Origin of the sequence: Acidovorax sp. Root275 (assembly GCF_001428965.1) — a bacterium.
Lineage (GTDB): Bacteria > Pseudomonadota > Gammaproteobacteria > Burkholderiales > Burkholderiaceae_C > Acidovorax > Acidovorax radicis.
The window spans coordinates 653,669-671,586 of sequence record NZ_LMJH01000001.1; the positions used below are offsets into that span (position 1 = coordinate 653,669).

The window sequence follows — 17,918 nt, forward strand, 5'->3', positions numbered from 1 at the left end:
GGTGCGGGCGGCCGCCAGTATGCCGTTGCAAAAGCTGTGCCGAGGTCGGGAGAACCCGAGGTTGGGCACATCCAACGCGGCATTGGTGTTGTCAGCTTGGTGCAAGCTGGCGTGGGCCCAAGCTGGCGATGGGCTACACGGGCGACGAAATGTGCCCCGATGCTGGCCGCCCAAAGATGCTCCGGCGGCCATGGAGCGGCTTTGCGTCGGCTCAGCCTGTCTTGAACGGGCTGCGTTCTTGCAGTTCGCTCAGGTAGTGCCCCACCCCCTCGCTTTCGCGCGCCAGAAACCGCTCCACCGCCTCGGCAAAGGCCGGGTGCGCCAGCCAGTGTGCGCTGGTGGCCTGCACGGGCAGCAGGGCGCGGGCCATCTTGTGTTCGCCCTGGGCGCCGCCTTCAAAGCGCTGCACGCCATGGTCGATGCACCACTGCAGGGGCTGGTAGTAGCAGGCCTCAAAGTGCAGGCAGTCCACGCGCTCCAGCGCACCCCAATACCGGCCGTAGGCTACCAATTTTTGGTCTTTTTGGCTGCTAGCGCTTGATGGTAAAGCGCTGATAGCTATCAAACTACTAGCAATCGGCAGGCCATCGCGCTCGGCCACAAACAGCAGCCAGGCCTCGGGCATGTGCGCCGCCATGCGGGCAAAGAAGTCCCGCGTGAGGTAGGGCGGGTTGCCATGTTCGAGGTAGGTGCGTTCGTAGCAGCGGTAGAAAAAATCCCAGTCGGCCGCGCTGATGTCCGCGCCGCGTGACCAGCGGAAGGTGACTCCGGCCTCCGCCACGCGGCGGCGCTCCTGGCGGATTTTTTTGCGCTTGTCCTGGGCGAGGCTGGCAAGGAAGTGGTCGAAGTCTGTGAACGGTTGACTCTCGCCACCGACGGGCGGGGACCCCTCGGGGGGCAGCGAACCACGCGCAGCGGGGAGCGTGGGGGCCACATTCTTCCAGTGGAACTGCACGGTGTGCCGCAGCATCAGGTCTTGCTGCGCACTGGTCAGCACATCGTCGTCGCTGGCAAACAGGATGTGCACGGACGACACGTTTTCGTCCTCGCACCACTGGCACACTGCCTGCACCAGCAGCGCGCGCGCGGCATCGTCGCGGGCCATCAGACGGGTGCCCGGCACGGGGGTGAAAGGCACGGCGATCACGGCCTTGGGGTAGTAGGGCACGCCGTGCTGCTCGTAGGCGCTGGCCCAGGCCCAGTCGAAGACGTATTCACCGTAGGAATGGTTCTTGAGGTACAGCGGGCAGGCGGCAATCAAGGTGTCGCTGTCCCACAGGGTCATGAAGCGCGCCGCCCAGCCCGTGCGCGGGGTGGCACTGCCGCTTTCTTCCAGGGCGGCCAGGTACTCGTGGCGCATGAAGGGCGTGGGGTGGCTTTGCCGGGCCAGCAGGGTGTTCCAGGCCGCAGCATCCACCTCCAGCACAGAGGCAAGTACGCGGGCGATAATGGCAGATTCAGCCATGCACACCCCGGTTTTGCTTTGCAAGCTGCGGGCCCGTGTGGGCAGTATTCAACCTGGCCGCAGGGGCCGATTCCAGTTCCATGACGCTCTCCATTTGCACTGCGCAGCTCAACTTTGTCGTGGGCGACATGCCCGGCAACGCCCAAAAGATCATTGCGGCGGCCCGCGAGGCCTATGCCCAGGGGGCAAGATTGCTGCTGACGCCCGAGTTGGCGATTTGCGGCTATGCGGCCGAAGACCTGTTCCTGCGCCCCGCGTTCATTGCGGCCTGCGATGATGCCGTGAAAACCGTGGCCCGCGAGACGGCAGGGTTGAAAGGCCTGGCCATCGTGCTGGGCCACCCGCAGGCCGTGGTGCCCGATGCGCCTGCATTCAGCGCCTGCCTCAACGCCGCCAGCGTGCTGCGCGACGGGCAGATCGAGCAGACCTATGCCAAGCGCGAGCTGCCCAACTACCAGGTGTTTGACGAGCGCCGCTACTTTGTGGCGGGCAGTGCGCCCTGCGTGTTCGAGGTGGAAGGCGTGCGCGTGGGCGTGCTGGTGTGCGAAGACGCCTGGTTTGCCGCCCCCGCACGGGATGCCGCAGCGGCGGGTGCACAGCTGCTGGCGGTCATCAACGCATCGCCGTTCCATCTGGGCAAAGGCGCCGAGCGTGAGCAGACCATGCGTGAGCGTGTGGCCGAGACGGGCTTGCCACTCGTGTACGCGCACCTGGTTGGCGGCCAGGATGAGGTCGTGTTTGAAGGTCGCTCGTTCGCGCTCAACGCCGATGGCTCGGTGGCCTGCCGGGGGCCGAGTTTTGAAGAAAAACTGGTGTTTGCGCAGGTCCATCAAGCGCAAGCAGCTATCAAAATTGAAGCAGAGATAGCCCCAGAGAAAAGCCTGGAGGCCGACCTGTGGGACGCCCTGGTGCTGGGCGTGCGCGACTATGTGGGCAAGAACGGCTTTCCGGGCGCACTGCTCGGGCTGTCGGGTGGCATCGATTCGGCCCTGGTGCTGGCGGTTGCTGTGGACGCGTTGGGCGCCGACAAGGTGCGCACGGTGATGATGCCTTCGCCCTACACGGCCGACATCAGCTGGATCGACGCACGCGACATGGCCGCACGTTTGGGCGTGCGTTATGACGAGATCTCGATCAAGCCGCAGTTCGAGGCCTTCAAGGCCGCACTGGCCAGCGATTTTGCGGGTCTGGCAGAAGACACGACCGAAGAAAACCTGCAGGCACGCATCCGGGGCACGCTGCTCATGGCGCTGTCCAACAAGTTCGGCTCCATCGTGCTCACCACGGGCAACAAGAGCGAGATGTCCACCGGCTATTGCACGCTGTATGGCGACATGGCGGGTGGTTTTGCGGTGATCAAGGACGTGGCCAAAACCCGCGTGTTCGACCTGGCCCGCTGGCGCAATGCGAACGACCCGTATGGCACGGGCGCGAGCCCCATCCCCGAACGCATCATCACGCGCCCGCCCAGCGCCGAGCTGCGGCCCGACCAGAAGGACCAGGACAGCCTGCCGCCCTACGAGGCGCTGGACGCCATCGTGGCGCGCTACATGGAGAACGATGAGCCCATCGAGTCCATCATCGCGAGCGGCTTTGAGCGCGCCGATGTGGAGCGCGTGACACGCCTCATCAAGCTCAACGAGTACAAACGCCGCCAGGCTCCTGTAGGGATTCGCGTCACGCGCCGCAGCTTCGGCAAGGACTGGCGTTACCCTATCACCAGCAAATTCAGGGCATGACGCTTCGGCGTTGCGCCTTCAGCCCCCATTTTTTACATCCTCCAGGAGACACGCCATGAAAATGATCACCGCCGTCATCAAGCCCTTCAAGCTCGAAGAAGTCCGCGAAGCCCTGGCCGAATGTGGCGTGACCGGCCTCACCGTGACCGAGGTGAAGGGTTTTGGCCGCCAGAAGGGCCACACCGAGCTGTACCGTGGCGCCGAGTACGTGGTGGACTTTCTGCCCAAGGTGAAGGTCGAGGTCGTCGTGAAGACCGAGGACGTGGACCGCTGCGTGGACGCCATCGTGAACGTGGCGCGCACGGGCAAGATCGGGGACGGCAAGATTTTTGTGACGGCCGTGGAGCGTGTGGTGCGGATTCGCACCGGGGATCTGGACGACGCAGCGGTATAAGCTCCCCCTGAGTCGCTTCGCGCCTTCCCCCTTCTCTCGAATGGCTGCGCCATTCGGGAAGGGGGACACCGCCAGCGCGGCGGGGCGGCCCTTGCGCGGCGGTCGCTGGCTTGGGTCGCGCCAGTTTTAACCGCAGTCAGATCACCGAGCGCAGCGGGACGGGTGCTTGGTTGGGGCCGGCGTCTTGCACCAGCGTGCGCAGCAGGGCCTCGGCATCGGTGGAGGCGTGCAGCAGGCCCATCTGCCACTCACCCATGAAGCCGCTGGCCACGCTGGTCTGCAAAAAGCCCAGCAGGCCGTCGTAGTAGCCGGCCACATTGAGCAGGCCCAGGGGCTTGTCGTGGTAGCCCAGCTGGCGCCAGGTCCACACTTCAAACAGTTCTTCGAAGGTGCCGATGCCGCCGGGCAGGGCCAAAAAGGCATCGCTGCGTTCGGCCATCATGGCCTTGCGTTCGTGCATGGTCTGCACGATGTGCAGCTCGTCGCATTGGCGGTTGGCCAGTTCCTTGTCGACCAGGGCCTGGGGAATCACGCCCACCACACGCCCTCCGCCCAAGCGCGTGGCCTCGGCCACCATACCCATCAAGCCGCTGCGGCCGCCGCCGTACACCAGCTGCCCGCCGTGCTGGCCAATCCACCGGCCCACGGCCTTGGCCGCGTCGGCAAAGGCCGGGTTCTCCCCGGGGCGCGAGCCGCAGTACACACAAACGGAAAAAGCAGGTTCAGCCATGAAAAATCCTCTGAAAAACAGCTGCGCCCCAGATGCCCATGCACAGTAGCAGGGCCAGCAGCACAGCGGCGCTGCCCATGTCCTTGGCGCGTTTTGAAAGGTCGTGCCATTCGGGGCCAATGCGGTCGATGGCGGTTTCGATGCCGGTGTTGAGCAGCTCCACGATCATCACGATCACCACAGAGCCTGCCAGCAGGGCCGTTTCTACCCAGTTTTGCCCCAGCCACAGCGACACGGGCAGCAGCACCATGGCGGCAACAGCTTCCTGGCGGAATGCCTTTTCGTTCCACCCCGCGCGCAGTCCTTCAAGGGAGTAGCCCGCCGCGTGCCAGATGCGGTTCAAGCCCGTGCGGGTCTTTTGAGGGTTGGCAGGTGCGATGGACTCAGGTGGGGGCAGGGGCATGAAGGTATTGTCTCGCAGCCGCATGACAGCGGGCGCAGCCGCCCGCCCTGGGGCGCTACTTTTTCGGAAGCTCGAAATGCACGAGGCGGGTACCTGCCATCGCGTCGTGCCAGAACTGCCGCTGTGGATGAAAGCGGCTCAGGATGGCCCAGATGGCCACCCAGCCGAACAGCAGCACCAGCACTTCAATGGCCGAGACACCCAACAGATAGGCTGCCAGGGGCGGCAGGAACCACACCCAGCTCAGTAGATAGCGCAACAGTGCACGCGCCTGGGTAATGGGTTGCCCGGCGGCATCCACAACACGGATGAGCCAGGTCTTCTGGGCCAGGGTCTGGCCTTTGGCCCAGAACCAGGTGAAGTAGATGCCAAACACCACGAACAGAAACGCCTGCAGGGCATGCCGGTTGTCCAGGGCATGGCGGGTCTGGCTGAGGGTGCCGAACAGATAACCGGCAATGAACACCACCCCAAACATCAGCATGCCTTCATATAGCCAGCAGGCCATGCGGCGCCACAAATTGGGCGTGTGGCCGACGGCAACTGCAGAAAGGGTTTCCGAGGGGGTTGCCTGTGGTGCAGGTGCGGGAGGGGTGGCGGTCATTCCAGGGAGCGAAAACGAGGCGGAGGGTGCCGGTCAGCGGCGGGTTATTGGGGGTACAGGCCGGAATTGTCGGGGGTGACCGTGGGGGCAGCGGGGGTTGTTTCTGCGGAGCCAGCGCCCAGAGGCGGCAATGCCGCTGGCACCGCCACTGGCACCGAAACGGGTGCCGTCTCGACCACCGTAGGCGCAGGGTTTTGCGCGGATGCGCCCGTCGCCGGGGGCGCTGCGGGGGTGACTGGCGCCGCCACCCGGGGTGCACTGTGGTCGAGCGGCGGGATCTTCGGTGCGTTCGGGCGGCTGGGGTTGGCCTGTGTGGCCGCTGGAACCTGGGCCAGCTTCTTGGGCGACACGGGCTGCAGTGCCGTGGCGGCACCCTTGGGCTTGGGGGCCGCACGTGCTGCCAATGCACGTTTTTCTTCGTCGGACAGTGCTTGGTAGGCCTCCCACTGGGCGCGTTTGTCGTCGCGTGCGAGCCGGTTGGTCACGGCGTAGTTCAGCCGGGCCTGGTTGCGCTGCTGCACGCTCAAACTGGCCCAATCCGTCATGCGGTCATGGAACTTGGCCTGCTCCTCCTCGGGAAGCAGCGAAAAATTGGCTGCCAGCGCCAGCCAGCGGCGCTTTTGCGCCTCGCTGATGAGGGCCCAGCGCTCCGCCAGTGGGTACAACGCCATTTTTTGGGGCGTGGTCAGGGTTTCCCAGCCCGGGCCGGTCTCAACCTGGGGCACCGCCGTGGTGCCCTGCCGGGAGGGTGTGCGGGCATTGTTGGGGCTTGCCACCGCCGCTTCTGCACCCGCCGACAGCAAAGTACCCGGTGCCATGCGCATCTGCACCAGCACCTGGCCACCCACTGCGGCGAGCACGCCCAAGAGCGCCAAAGCCAGCACGAAGGCTGGCAGGGCGGGGGAAGCGTCTGGAGAACTTGGGTGCATGCAGTACGTTGTCGGGGGCGGGCTCAGTTCGACGGTGCAGAGGTTTTGAGGAATTGTACGAAGCCGGGGTCTGCGTAGGCTGCGGGCGGCAGATCATCGGTCAACAGGGCGGCATCCACTTCGGCCACATCGTTGACGCTGTTTTCATCCTGGGCAATGTTGATCACCACCAGCCCCACCACCAGCGCCATCAGCGGAACGGCAGAGACCAGCGCATTCCACCAGCTGCCACCTTCGTTGCCACCGCGGCCCAGCGTCGCACTGCCACCCGCATGCACCACCACGGGTGCAGCCAGGCGCACCGGAACGATGTCTTTTTTGCGCTTGGCCAGTGCCTGCATGCGCGAGGCGCGCAGCCGTTCGGAAATGTCGTAAGGCAATTCGTCGGCGCCGCCCGACAACCGCGCCGCGACGCGCAGCGCAAAGCGCTCTGCCGCAGCTTCTGCCTGTGTCGATGGGGTTTGTACAGTGTTCATGGCTCGATTCCTTTGGCCTTCAGTGCCTTGCTGAGGGTTTGTATGGCACGAAAACAGTGCGTTTTGACGCTGCCCTCGGAGCAGCCCATGGCGGCCGCCGTTTCTGCAACATCCATTTCTTCCCAGTAACGCATGAGGAACGCTTCCCGTTGACGTGGAGGCAGTTCGGCGATTTCGGCTTCGATGCCGTGAAAGATCTGCGCCCGGCGGGTCAGATCCTCAGCGCTCTCTGCCCGTTCCCCATCGTCCGGTCCTGAATAGGCTTCCAGCAGATCAAAATCCATGCCATCTTCGCCAGGGCCCTCGAAGTCGCTCATGCTCGAAAACAGTGCATTGCGGGTTTTCTGGCGGCGAAACCAGTCGAGCGTGCAGTTGGAAAGAATCCGCTGGTAAAGCATCGGCAACTCTGCTGCCGGCTTGTCTCCGTAGTGCTCCGCCAGCTTGAGCATGCTGTCCTGCACGATGTCGAGCGCCGCTTCCTCATTGCGAACGTGGTAGACCGAGCGCTTGAATGCGCGCTTTTCTACACTTTTGAGGAAATCGGAGAGTTCTCGTTCGGTTGCCAAGAGGGGTCAGCCCGGGAGGGGGTCGTTGCGGGTGTAGCCGCAAAAAATGTGGCTATCCGGTACGTGAAGCCTTTGATTATCGCATCCGCGGGGGTTTTTTTAGACGGTCGGCGGTTTTACATGTGTTGCAGTGCGATAATCGCCCCTGCAATTCAAAAGGCAAACGGGTCACGGTCCGGCGCGGCAATCATCCCGCCCATGTCCTTGGCCTCAAGTTCCAAGCTGGCTTCACAAGAGCGCGTGCAAGGAGCACCCAAGGTTTTTCGTCAGAGAAATTCACAAAGGTTGATCGATCATGGAAATCTCCAAGGCTGAACTCAGTTCGGCGGCCGCTGCTTCGCAGGGCAACACTCCCTCCGCTTCCGGCTCGCAGGACCTCATGGGTTCTGAGATCCTCATCAAGTCGCTTCAGGCTGAGAACGTCCAGTACATCTGGGGCTACCCCGGTGGTGCGGTTCTCTACATTTACGACGCGCTCTACAAGCAAGACACCATCCAGCACGTACTGGTGCGCCACGAGCAGGCTGCGGTGCACGCTGCCGACGGCTATGCCCGAGCCACGGGCGAAGTCGGTGTGGCGCTCGTCACCTCGGGCCCTGGCCTGACCAATGCGGTCACGGGTATTGCCACGGCGTACATGGACAGCATTCCGATGGTGATCATCTCCGGCCAGGTGCCCACGCCTGCCATCGGGCTGGATGCCTTCCAGGAATGCGACACGGTTGGTATCACTCGCCCCATCGTCAAGCACAATTTCCTCGTCAAGGATCCCAAGGATCTGGCCATGACGATGAAGAAGGCCTTCCACATTGCTCGCACCGGCCGCCCTGGCCCCGTGGTGGTGGATGTGCCCAAGGACGTTTCCTTCAAGAAGGTGCCGTACAGCGGCTATCCACAAAGCGTGGAAATGCGCTCGTACAACCCGGTGCGCAAGGGCCATGGTGGCCAGATCCGCAAGGCGCTGCAACTGCTGCTGGCCGCCAAGCGTCCCTATATCTATACCGGCGGCGGCGTGCTGCTGGGCAATGCCACCAACGAGCTGCGCACGTTGGTCGACATGCTCGGCTACCCCGTCACCAACACGCTGATGGGCCTGGGGGCTTACCCGGCCTCGGACCGCAAGTTCCTGGGCATGCTGGGCATGCATGGCACTATCGAAGCCAATAACGCGATGCAGAACTGCGACGTGCTGCTGGCCGTGGGTGCACGCTTCGATGACCGCGTGATCGGCAACCCCAAGCACTTTGCTCAGAACGACCGCAAGATCATCCACGTGGACATCGACCCGTCGAGCATTTCCAAGCGCGTGAAGGTCGACATCCCGATCGTCGGTGACGTGAAGGATGTGCTCACCGAGCTGATCTCCATGATCCGCGAGAGCAGCACCCGCCCCGACGCCGGCGCGCTGGCTGCCTGGTGGGACACCATCGAAGGCTGGCGCAAGCGCGACTGCCTGAAGTACAGCATGGGCAGTCCCGATGTCATCAAGCCACAGTATGTGGTCGAGACGCTGTGGAACATGACCAAGGACGTCGACACCTACATCACGTCCGACGTGGGCCAGCACCAGATGTGGGCCGCGCAGTATTACCGCTTTGACGAACCCCGCCGCTGGATCAACTCCGGCGGCCTGGGCACCATGGGTGTGGGCATTCCCTACGCCATGGGCATCAAGCTGGCCAAGCCCGACTCTGAAGTGTTCTGTATCACGGGCGAAGGCTCGGTGCAGATGAACATCCAGGAGCTGTCCACCTGCCTGCAGTACAACACGCCGATCAAGATCTGCTCGTTGAACAATCGTTATCTTGGCATGGTGCGCCAGTGGCAAGAGATCGAGTACTCCGGCCGCTACAGCCACAGCTACATGGACGCGCTGCCCAACTTCGTGAAGCTGGCCGAGGCCTACGGCCATGTGGGCATGCTGATCGAGCACCCCAAGGATGTGGAGCCCGCGCTGCGCGAAGCGCGCAAACTCAAGGACCGCACGGTGTTCATGGACTTCCGCACCGACCCCACCGAGAACGTGTTCCCGATGGTCCAGGCGGGCAAGGGCATTACCGAAATGTTGCTGGGGTCGGAAGACCTTTAAGTCAAATCGGCCTACAGCGCTTGTTCATCAAGCGTTAATAGCTATCAAATAGATAGCAATCACTTTTTTTTGACGAATCTATTGCCTGCCAAGCCCGTGTATTACCGTGCACGGGGGAGGGCAGCGAAAAGAGGAATCTCTTCATCATGAAACACATCATTGCCGTTCTGCTGGAAAACGAACCCGGCGCGCTCTCACGCGTTGTGGGCCTGTTTTCTGCCCGTGGCTACAACATCGAATCGCTCACTGTGGCGCCCACCGAGGATCCATCGCTCTCGCGCATGACGATCCAGACCACGGGCTCCGACGACGTGATCGAGCAGATCACCAAGCACCTGAACCGCCTCATCGAGGTCGTGAAGGTGGTGGACCTCACCGAAGGTGCCTACACCGAGCGCGAGCTCATGATGGTGAAGGTGCGTGCGGTGGGCAAGGAGCGCGAGGAGATGAAGCGCATGGCCGACATCTTCCGTGGCCGCATCATCGACGTGACCGAGAAGAGCTACACCATCGAGCTCACCGGCGACCAGTCGAAGAACGACGCTTTCCTGCAGGCCATTGACCGCACGGCCATTCTCGAGACCGTCCGCACTGGTGCCAGCGGCATCGGCCGCGGCGAGCGCATTCTGCGCGTGTGACGGATTGGCCTTCGACCGGCTAGCGTCGTTGGGGAGCCTTGCCGTGCTGCAGCACTGTCTGCGGCTCCCCGCCTAGCCATCCGGCCGAATCTCAATCCGATGTAAGACAATTGACTGTTTATTTTTCAACCCCCAACAACGCATTTCAACCGGAGCGACCCATGAAAGTTTTCTACGACAAAGACACCGACCTGAGCCTGATCAAAGGCAAGACCGTGGCCATCATCGGCTACGGCTCGCAGGGCCATGCCCACGCACAAAACCTGAACGACAGTGGCGTGAAGGTCGTGGTCGGCCTGCGCAAGGGTGGTGCATCGTGGGACAAGGTCGGCAAGGCTGGCCTGACGGTTCTGGAAGTCAACGACGCCGTCAAGTCCGCTGACGTGGTCATGATCCTGCTGCCCGATGAAGACATCGCAGCCGTGTACAAGAACAACGTTGAACCCAACATCAAGCCAGGCGCCTCGCTGGCATTCGCCCACGGCTTCAACGTGCACTACAACCAGGTCGTGCCCCGCGCTGACCTGGACGTGTGGATGGTGGCCCCCAAGGCCCCTGGCCACACCGTGCGCAACACCTACACCCAAGGTGGCGGCGTGCCCCACCTGGTCGCCGTGCACCAGGACAAGTCCGGCAAAGCCCGTGACCTGGCCCTGAGCTACGCTGCAGCCAACGGCGGCGGCAAGGCAGGCATCATCGAGACCAACTTCAAGGAAGAAACCGAGACCGACCTGTTCGGCGAACAGGCCGTGCTGTGCGGTGGCGCCGTCGAGCTGATCAAGATGGGTTACGAAACCCTGGTCGAAGCCGGCTACGCCCCTGAAATGGCCTACTTCGAGTGCCTGCACGAGCTCAAGCTCATCGTGGACCTGATCTACGAAGGCGGCATTGCCAACATGAACTACTCGATCTCGAACAACGCCGAGTACGGCGAGTACGTGACCGGCCCTGAAGTGATCAATGAGCAGTCGCGCGCTGCCATGCGCAATGCTCTGAAGCGCATCCAGAACGGCGACTACGCCAAGATGTTCATCCAGGAAGGCCGCCTGAACTACCCAAGCATGACGGCCCGCCGTCGCAACACGGCTGACCACTCCATCGAAAAGGTGGGCGGCCAACTGCGCGCCATGATGCCTTGGATCGCCAAGAACAAGCTGGTCGATCAGACCCGCAACTGATGTTTCATTCCTGAAGCGTCAAAAGGCCACTTCGGTGGCCTTTTTCATTGGCGGTGGGCCCTGTGGGCAGGCGCTACACTGCGGCCTTCGCCTTTTGCACGCACGGCGACCTGCCTGTCCTGCGGGAAATTGCTGAATACTATAAATTTAATAGCTGCTTGCGCAATATCGGCAAGCGCTGGAGGTCTTTTTATGCATGACGGCAATGAGTCCACCGACAACCCTGGTGTGATGGTGCGCAAAAGGCGCAAGGGCATCTACATCCTGCCCAACCTGTTCACACTGGCGGCCTTGTTTGGGGGGTTCTACTCCATCGTGATGGCCATGAATGGTCGCTTTGACATGGCGGCCGTGGGCGTCTTCTGTGCCATGGTGCTCGACAGCCTCGATGGCCGTGTGGCGCGCATGACCAACACACAGAGTGCGTTTGGTGAGCAGATGGATTCGCTCTCCGACATGGTGTCTTTTGGGGCAGCTCCCGCGCTCATTGCTTACGAATGGGCGCTTCAGGGCCTGGGTCGCTGGGGCTGGATTGCCGCTTTTGTGTACTGTGCCTGCGCGGCCCTGCGTCTGGCGCGCTTCAATGTGAATACCGGCGTCGTGGACAAGCGCTACTTCCAGGGCTTGCCGTCCCCCGCCGCAGCTGCCCTGGTGGCCGGTTTCATCTGGTTGATGACCGAACTGGGTGTGCATCCGGGCGAAGACCTCTGGCTGTCCTGGAACCAGATCACCTGGACCATGTTTGCCTTCACGTTGTATGCAGGCCTGACCATGGTCACCAATGTGCCGTTCTACAGCTTCAAGGACATCCAGATGAAAAAAAGCGTGCCCTTTGCGGCGATCGTGCTGATCGCGCTGGGTATCGCCATCATCAACATCCACCCCCCCATTGTGTTGTTTGGCGTGTTTGTGTTCTATGGCATCAGTGGCTATGGCGTGTACGCCTGGCGCAAAGCCAAAGGACAGCACAGCAGTGTGATCAGCACATCGACCGATGAGCCCGACGAGCGCGGGCTCCACAAGTGACTGCGGCAGCATTGGCGACATGTGCTACATTGCATTCCATGAACACGTTTGCGCTGGCCCTACTGCTACCTCCCCACGGGCGGAGACAGTAGGCGCACGCGCACACTTTTCCACAAAGGCCCGTATGCACCCGCAACGGGCCTTTTGTTTTGGGCGCCGATTTTTAGCGTTGCGGACCGACCCCGCCACCCACCAGTACCAGGAGAAACCACATGGCTGACAAACTGATTATTTTCGACACCACCTTGCGCGACGGAGAGCAGTCCCCAGGCGCCTCAATGACCAAGGACGAAAAGCTCCGCATTGCCCGCCAACTGGAGCGCCTGAAGGTGGACGTGATCGAAGCCGGGTTTGCGGCCAGCTCCAACGGAGATTTCGAGGCGGTGCAGGCGATTGCAAATGCGATCCGGGAGTCCACGATCTGCTCGCTGTCCCGTGCGAACGACCGTGATATTTCGCGTGCAGCCGAGGCTCTCAAAGGGGCGGCCAGTGCCCGTATCCATACTTTCATCGCCACGTCTGCGCTGCACATGGAGAAGAAGCTGCGCATGACACCCGACCAGGTGCTTGAACAGGCCAAACAATCGGTCCGTTTTGCGCGCAATCTGGTGGGTGACATCGAATTCAGCCCCGAGGATGGCTACCGCAGCGACCCGGACTTCCTGTGCCGCGTGCTCGAAGCGGTGATTGCCGAAGGCGCCACCACCATCAACGTGCCCGACACCGTGGGCTATGCGATTCCCGAGCTGTACGGCAACTTTATCAAGACACTGCGCGAGCGGATCCCCAACAGCGACAAGGCGATCTGGTCGGTGCACTGCCACAACGACCTTGGGATGGCAGTGGCCAACTCGCTGGCCGGCGTGAAGATTGGCGGCGCCCGCCAAGTGGAATGCACCATCAACGGCCTGGGCGAGCGTGCGGGAAATTGTTCGCTCGAAGAAGTTGTCATGGCCATCAAGACGCGCCGCGACTACTTCAATCTTGACCTCAACATCGACGCCAAGCACATCGTCGCCGCCAGCCGCATGGTCAGCCAGACCACTGGCTTCGTGGTGCAGCCTAACAAGGCCGTGGTGGGCGCCAACGCCTTCGCGCACGCCAGCGGCATTCACCAGGATGGCGTGCTCAAGGCGCGTGACACCTACGAGATCATGCGCGCCGAAGACGTGGGTTGGTCGGCCAACAAGATCGTGCTGGGCAAGCTCAGTGGCCGCAACGCCTTCAAGCAGCGTTTGCAAGAACTGGGGGTGAGCCTGGACAGTGAAACCGAAGTCAACACCGCTTTCACCCGCTTCAAGGAATTGGCTGACCGCAAGAGTGAGATCTTCGATGAGGATATCTTGGCCTTGGTCAGCGACGAGAGCGTGACTGCCGAGAAGGAGCAATACGGCTTTGTTTCCCTGTTCCAGCAGAGCGAAACGGGTGAACACCCCCGCGCCCGCATTGTCTTCACCGTGGACGGTCAGGAAGTGCGCGGCGAATCCGAGGGCAATGGCCCTGTGGACGCTTCGCTCAAGGCGATCGAATCGCACGTCAAGAGCGGTGCGGAAATGGTGCTGTACTCGGTGAATGCCATCAGTGGCTCGACCGAAAGCCAGGGCGAAGTGACCGTGCGCCTGCAGAACAGCGGTCGCGTGGTCAATGGTGTGGGTGCAGATCCCGATATCGTCGTTGCCTCGGCCAAGGCTTACCTGAGCGCGCTGAACAAGTTACAAAGTAAAGCTGACCGGGTGGCTGCACAGGGTTGAATGATCAATTTATAATTTCATTCACTTTCTTGGAAAGTCGTGCAAGGTATTGATCTTGCGCGACTTTTTTTGATTCTGTACACTGCTCAACACTTATTACCGTTTGGAGCACTTTGATGCACCATCGCCACCGCGCCGCAGTGAATCGTTTTCTTCAACTTTTGGGCTTTGTCGTCGTCAGCACGGCGCTGGTAGCTCCGGTTGCCCACGCAGTGGATCGGTCCAAAGCGCCGATCAAAAAGCAGCAAGCCAGCACGGCCAACGCCAAGCGTGTCGCGCCAGCCCGCAAGGTCGCTGCCAACACCCGGACGGTTCGCATCACGGCCAAGACTGCCAAGGTCCCGACCCGGGTGGCCTTTGTGCCCGCCAAGCAGTCTTTCGGGCAAATAGCGGGATTGCACGAAGTGAGCGATCCGCTGGATCTCAAGTCCAGTGTTGCACTCGTCATCGACCAGGACACGCACGAGGTCTTGCTCAGCAAGAACGATCAGGCGGTGCTTCCCATTGCATCCCTGACCAAGCTCATGACGGGCGTGATCATCTCGCAAGCCAAGTTGCCGATGGATGAACCGATCACGATCACCCAGGACGATGTGGATACCGAAAAAGGCAGCCGCTCGCGACTGATGGTGGGTTCCACGTTGACCCGGGGCGAGATGCTCCACCTTGCGCTCATGTCCAGTGAAAACCGTGCAGCCCATGCGCTGGGTCGCACGTACCCTGGCGGGCTCGAAGCTTTTGTGGTGCAGATGAATGCAAAGGCCCGCCTGCTGGGCATGACTGATACCCGCTATGTGGAGCCCACGGGCCTTTCCAGCCGCAACCAGTCCAGCGCGCGTGACCTGGCTACCCTGGTGAATGTGGCGCATGGTGATCCCCTGCTGCGCGAACTGTCCACCTCTCCGGGATATGAGGTGGCAGTGGGTCCCAAAACATTGCAGTACAACAACACCAACGGGCTGGTAAAAAACCCCACTTGGGATATTGGCCTCCAGAAAACCGGCTACATCTCGGAAGCAGGGCGCTGCCTGGTGATGCAAACCCAGATTGCCGGGCGCAAGCTCATCATGGTGTTTCTGGATTCGGCGGGCAAATTCAGCCGCCTGGGTGATGCTGAGCGTGTGCGCCATTGGGTGGAGTCGATGCCAGCGCTGGCAGCACCGCTGCAAGCTCGGGCCGTTGCCAACGGTGCGCAGCCGTCCACTTTCGCCCGCTAGCGCTGGCACTGGTGGCCTGCAGGGCCGCCAAGAGTCAGGGGTCTCTGAGAGGTGTGATCAATAGGCCGACCAGGCGTTGCTGTCTGTGTCGGTCTTTTCGTGCGAAGTAGCGCGCCCGCTGCCACTGCAGTGCGCACGGGGTTCTCAGCGGAGATTGGTGCGCAAGCTGGCATCACCAGCTGCTGATGCTTCCACGTTCGGTGTGTGGCCCAGAGCGAAGGAAATCTCGTTGGCGGTGGCTTGGAGTTTCGGAAGCCATCCTTCATCCAGGCGGTCCGCCGGCGCCGATATGGACAGGCCCGCCACCAGCTTGCCTTGGTCGTCGTAGACGCCCGCTGCCATGCAGCGCACGCCCAATTCCAGTTCCTCGTTGTCGCGGGCGATGCCGTACTGGCGCGCTTTGGCGAGTTCCCGCTCCAGAACGGGCAACTGGGTAATGCTGTTGCGGGTGTGTCCTGCAAGCCCCGTGCGGGTAGCGTAGGCCCGCACGCGTTGGGGGTCGTCCAGGGCCAGGAAGAGCTTGCCGGTGGAGGTAAGGTGCAAAGGGGCGCGACCACCAATGGCGCGGACCACCTGCATGCCGGAGCGCTCACTGTAGGCCCGCTCCACATACACAATTTCATCGCCCTGGCGCATGCTCAGATTGACAGGTTGCTGGATGAGTTTGTGCAGATTGCGCATCGGGGTCAGCGCCGCATCACGAACGCTCAGGCGCGCTTTGACGAGGTTGCCGAGCTCCAGCAGGCGCATGCCCAGTCGGTAGCTGCCGGACTCCGGTCGATCCACGAAGCGGCCGATCGTGAGGTCGTTCAGGATACGGTGCGTTGTGGAAGGGTGCAGCCCCGTCTTTTCGCTGATTTCCTTGAGAGAGATTGCCTCTTCGCGTGATGCCAGAACATCGATCAGCGTAAACATGCGTTCAAGCACCTGAACGCTGGGTTTGACGGGGATGCTGGGATCGTTTTTTTTCATGGGCGGCGATGCAGTGACGGCCGCAGCATTTTATCTTGTGAAATGCAACCCTGCATTCATGCGCTCTGATTCACGCCCAGGCTGGCGCGATGCCATTGGCCATCGGTCCGGATCTCGTGGGGGTGAAAGCGTGCCTTGTAGTTCATCTTGGGACTGGCCTCGATCCAGTAGCCCAGGTAAACGTGGGGCAGGCCCAGGGAGCGTGCCTGCGCAAGCTGCCACATCACGTTGTAGGTGCCATAGCTGCAGTGCGGCTCGGGTTCGTAGAAGGTGTAGACCGCTGAAAGCCCGTCGTCGAGCACATCCAGGATGGAGACCATCTTGAGTGCACCGGGTTCGCCTGCTGCATCGGTTTCGCGGAACTCCACAAGGCGCGAATTCACCCTGCTTTGCAGCAGAAACTGCGTGTACTGGTCGATGCTGTCATGGTCCATGCCACCGCCCGAATGGCGACCGTTCTGGTAGCGCAAGTACAGCTGATAGTGCTCGGGGACAAAACACAGGCGCAATACCCTCGCTTGCAGGTTGCTGTGACGCACTGTGGCGCGCCGCTGGCTGCGATCTGGCTGAAATTCGTTCACCAGCACACGCAAGGGGGTGCAAGCCTGGCAACCATCGCAATAAGGGCGGTAAGTGAACATGCCACTGCGGCGGAATCCCTTGGCCACGAGGTCGGAATACACATCGCTCTGAATGAGGTGGCTGGGCGTGGCTACCTGCGACCGTGCCTGCTTGTCCGGCAGATAACTGCAGGGGTAGGGGGCTGTCGCGTAGAACTGCAGGGTCTGCAGTGGGAGGTCGTTGAGTTGCGTCATGCCATGGGCACTGTGGAGGGCAGCAGCTCGTTCCAGTATACGGGGTCAAACAACCATGAGAGCGCCGGGCGATTCTGGGCGTTCTGGATATGGGCAAGGAACTGGGCTCGGGAGATCTCGTGGGCTCCCAGTGAGGCCAGATGCCGGGTGTTCTGCTGGCAATCAATCATTGCCACGCCCTGATGGCGACACAGGCTCACCAGGGCAGCAAGCGCGATCTTCGATGCGTCGGTAGCGTGGGCAAACATCGATTCACCGAACACCGCCTGCCCTAGGGCAACACAATACAGGCCACCGACCAGTTGTCCATCAACCCAGGTTTCGACGCTATGGGCATGGCCTGCTGCATGGAGGCGGGTGTAAGCCTCAACCATCTCGGGCACGATCCAGGTGCCTGCCTGGCCATCCCGCTCTTTGGCGGCGCAGGCCGTGATGACATCCCGGAAATTGTGGTCCACGCGGATTTCGCAGGATGTATTGGTTCTGAATGCCTGCAGGGCTTTGCGCAGAGACCGATGCAACCTGAAGTTCGCGACGTGCAAGACCATGCGCGGATCGGGTGCCCACCAGAGGATGGGCTGCCCTGGGCCATACCAGGGGAATGTGCCTTGGGCGTAGGCCGCTTTGAGGTGTGCAGCATCCAGTGCGCCACCCGCGGCCAAGAGTCCGGGGGCGGGGTCGGTGGGCCCCCACGCATCCGCAGGAGGGGGTAGCGGGTCTTCGGGCTCCAGCCAAGGCAGTTGCGGGGGCATGGGGTGGCAATACAAAGAGACTTATTGTCAGGCAGGCTGAGTGTGGGTTGGCGTGTTCAATGGTGGAAATAAAAAAAACCCACCATGCGTGAACATGGCGGGTTTTTTGGCTGGCTCCTCGACCTGGGCTCGAACCAGGGACCTACGGATTAACAGTCCGGCGCTCTACCGACT

18 protein-coding genes are annotated in these 17,918 nt (G+C 61.8%); 8 read left to right on the forward strand and 10 right to left on the reverse strand.

Features of this window, described 5'->3' with window-relative positions; genetic code table 11:
* Window positions 1–211 precede the first annotated feature (211 nt).
* Window positions 212–1,465, reverse strand: coding sequence for a GNAT family N-acetyltransferase (locus ASE52_RS03020; protein WP_057223706.1), 1,254 nt, complete (start codon window positions 1,463–1,465; stop codon window positions 212–214).
* Between the two features lie 80 nt (window positions 1,466–1,545).
* Between ASE52_RS03020 and ASE52_RS03025 the strand changes: the two genes are divergently transcribed.
* Both ASE52_RS03025 and ASE52_RS03030 read left to right on the forward strand, forming a co-directional pair.
* Entirely contained in the window at window positions 1,546–3,204 is a 1,659-nt protein-coding gene (locus ASE52_RS03025) for an NAD+ synthase (protein ID WP_057225142.1), read from the forward strand.
* Between the two features lie 55 nt (window positions 3,205–3,259).
* Window positions 3,260–3,598, forward strand: coding sequence for a P-II family nitrogen regulator (locus ASE52_RS03030; RefSeq protein ID WP_007857855.1), 339 nt, complete (start codon window positions 3,260–3,262; stop codon window positions 3,596–3,598).
* Window positions 3,599–3,734: 136 nt separating this feature from the next.
* Here ASE52_RS03030 and ASE52_RS03035 read toward each other — a convergent pair whose 3' ends face one another.
* Genes ASE52_RS03035 through ASE52_RS03060 form a run of 6 tightly spaced genes read right to left on the reverse strand, consistent with a single transcriptional unit; the run spans window position 3,735 to window position 7,306 of the window.
* Window positions 3,735–4,328: a TIGR00730 family Rossman fold protein gene (locus ASE52_RS03035; protein WP_057223708.1), complete on the reverse strand. Its 594-nt coding sequence runs from the start codon at window positions 4,326–4,328 to the stop codon at window positions 3,735–3,737.
* On the reverse strand, window positions 4,321–4,731 hold the full coding sequence (locus ASE52_RS03040) for a diacylglycerol kinase (protein ID WP_057223711.1): 411 nt from the start codon (window positions 4,729–4,731) through the stop codon (window positions 4,321–4,323). The genes ASE52_RS03035 and ASE52_RS03040 overlap by 8 nt, the downstream gene beginning before the upstream one ends.
* 55 nt (window positions 4,732–4,786) lie before the next feature.
* Window positions 4,787–5,335, reverse strand: a complete 549-nt coding sequence (locus ASE52_RS03045) for an RDD family protein (RefSeq protein ID WP_082606743.1) — start codon at window positions 5,333–5,335, stop codon at window positions 4,787–4,789.
* A gap of 44 nt (window positions 5,336–5,379) precedes the next feature.
* On the reverse strand, window positions 5,380–6,264 hold the full coding sequence (locus ASE52_RS03050) for a DUF3106 domain-containing protein (RefSeq protein ID WP_057223712.1): 885 nt from the start codon (window positions 6,262–6,264) through the stop codon (window positions 5,380–5,382).
* A 23-nt stretch (window positions 6,265–6,287) separates the two neighbouring features.
* Window positions 6,288–6,740 (reverse strand): DUF3619 family protein, encoded by a 453-nt coding sequence (locus tag ASE52_RS03055; RefSeq protein WP_010461111.1) that lies wholly within the window; start codon window positions 6,738–6,740, stop codon window positions 6,288–6,290.
* Window positions 6,737–7,306: an RNA polymerase sigma factor gene (locus ASE52_RS03060; RefSeq protein WP_010461112.1), complete on the reverse strand. Its 570-nt coding sequence runs from the start codon at window positions 7,304–7,306 to the stop codon at window positions 6,737–6,739. The genes ASE52_RS03055 and ASE52_RS03060 overlap by 4 nt, the downstream gene beginning before the upstream one ends.
* Before the next feature lie 295 nt (window positions 7,307–7,601).
* On the opposite strand from ASE52_RS03060, the gene ASE52_RS03065 reads away from it, so the two are divergent.
* From ASE52_RS03065 to pbpG, 6 genes are all read left to right on the forward strand, one after another.
* Window positions 7,602–9,395, forward strand: a complete 1,794-nt coding sequence (locus ASE52_RS03065) for an acetolactate synthase 3 catalytic subunit (protein ID WP_010461113.1) — start codon at window positions 7,602–7,604, stop codon at window positions 9,393–9,395.
* Between the two features lie 146 nt (window positions 9,396–9,541).
* The gene (gene ilvN / locus ASE52_RS03070; RefSeq protein WP_007857867.1) at window positions 9,542–10,033 is read left to right on the forward strand and encodes an acetolactate synthase small subunit; all 492 of its coding nucleotides are present in this window, start codon (window positions 9,542–9,544) and stop codon (window positions 10,031–10,033) included.
* Window positions 10,034–10,194: 161 nt separating this feature from the next.
* Window positions 10,195–11,211: a ketol-acid reductoisomerase gene (ilvC, locus tag ASE52_RS03075; RefSeq protein WP_010461114.1), complete on the forward strand. Its 1,017-nt coding sequence runs from the start codon at window positions 10,195–10,197 to the stop codon at window positions 11,209–11,211.
* Between the two features lie 192 nt (window positions 11,212–11,403).
* A complete protein-coding gene (gene pssA, locus ASE52_RS03080; protein WP_010461115.1) occupies window positions 11,404–12,237 on the forward strand; it encodes a CDP-diacylglycerol--serine O-phosphatidyltransferase in 834 nt (277 codons plus the stop codon).
* A gap of 212 nt (window positions 12,238–12,449) precedes the next feature.
* Window positions 12,450–13,988: a 2-isopropylmalate synthase gene (locus tag ASE52_RS03085; protein WP_010461116.1), complete on the forward strand. Its 1,539-nt coding sequence runs from the start codon at window positions 12,450–12,452 to the stop codon at window positions 13,986–13,988.
* Window positions 13,989–14,104: 116 nt separating this feature from the next.
* On the forward strand, window positions 14,105–15,205 hold the full coding sequence (pbpG, locus tag ASE52_RS03090; protein ID WP_057223714.1) for a D-alanyl-D-alanine endopeptidase: 1,101 nt from the start codon (window positions 14,105–14,107) through the stop codon (window positions 15,203–15,205).
* 144 nt (window positions 15,206–15,349) lie between these two features.
* Here the strand turns inward: pbpG and ASE52_RS03095 are convergent, their stop codons facing one another.
* Genes ASE52_RS03095 through aat form a run of 3 tightly spaced genes read right to left on the reverse strand, consistent with a single transcriptional unit; the run spans window position 15,350 to window position 17,744 of the window.
* The gene (locus ASE52_RS03095; protein ID WP_010461118.1) at window positions 15,350–16,177 is read right to left on the reverse strand and encodes an IclR family transcriptional regulator; all 828 of its coding nucleotides are present in this window, start codon (window positions 16,175–16,177) and stop codon (window positions 15,350–15,352) included.
* 56 nt (window positions 16,178–16,233) lie between these two features.
* Entirely contained in the window at window positions 16,234–16,992 is a 759-nt protein-coding gene (locus ASE52_RS03100; RefSeq protein ID WP_010461119.1) for an arginyltransferase, read from the reverse strand.
* On the reverse strand, window positions 16,989–17,744 hold the full coding sequence (aat, locus tag ASE52_RS03105) for a leucyl/phenylalanyl-tRNA--protein transferase (RefSeq protein ID WP_057223715.1): 756 nt from the start codon (window positions 17,742–17,744) through the stop codon (window positions 16,989–16,991). Before aat ends, ASE52_RS03100 begins: the two co-directional genes overlap by 4 nt.
* Window positions 17,745–17,918: the final 174 nt, after the last annotated feature.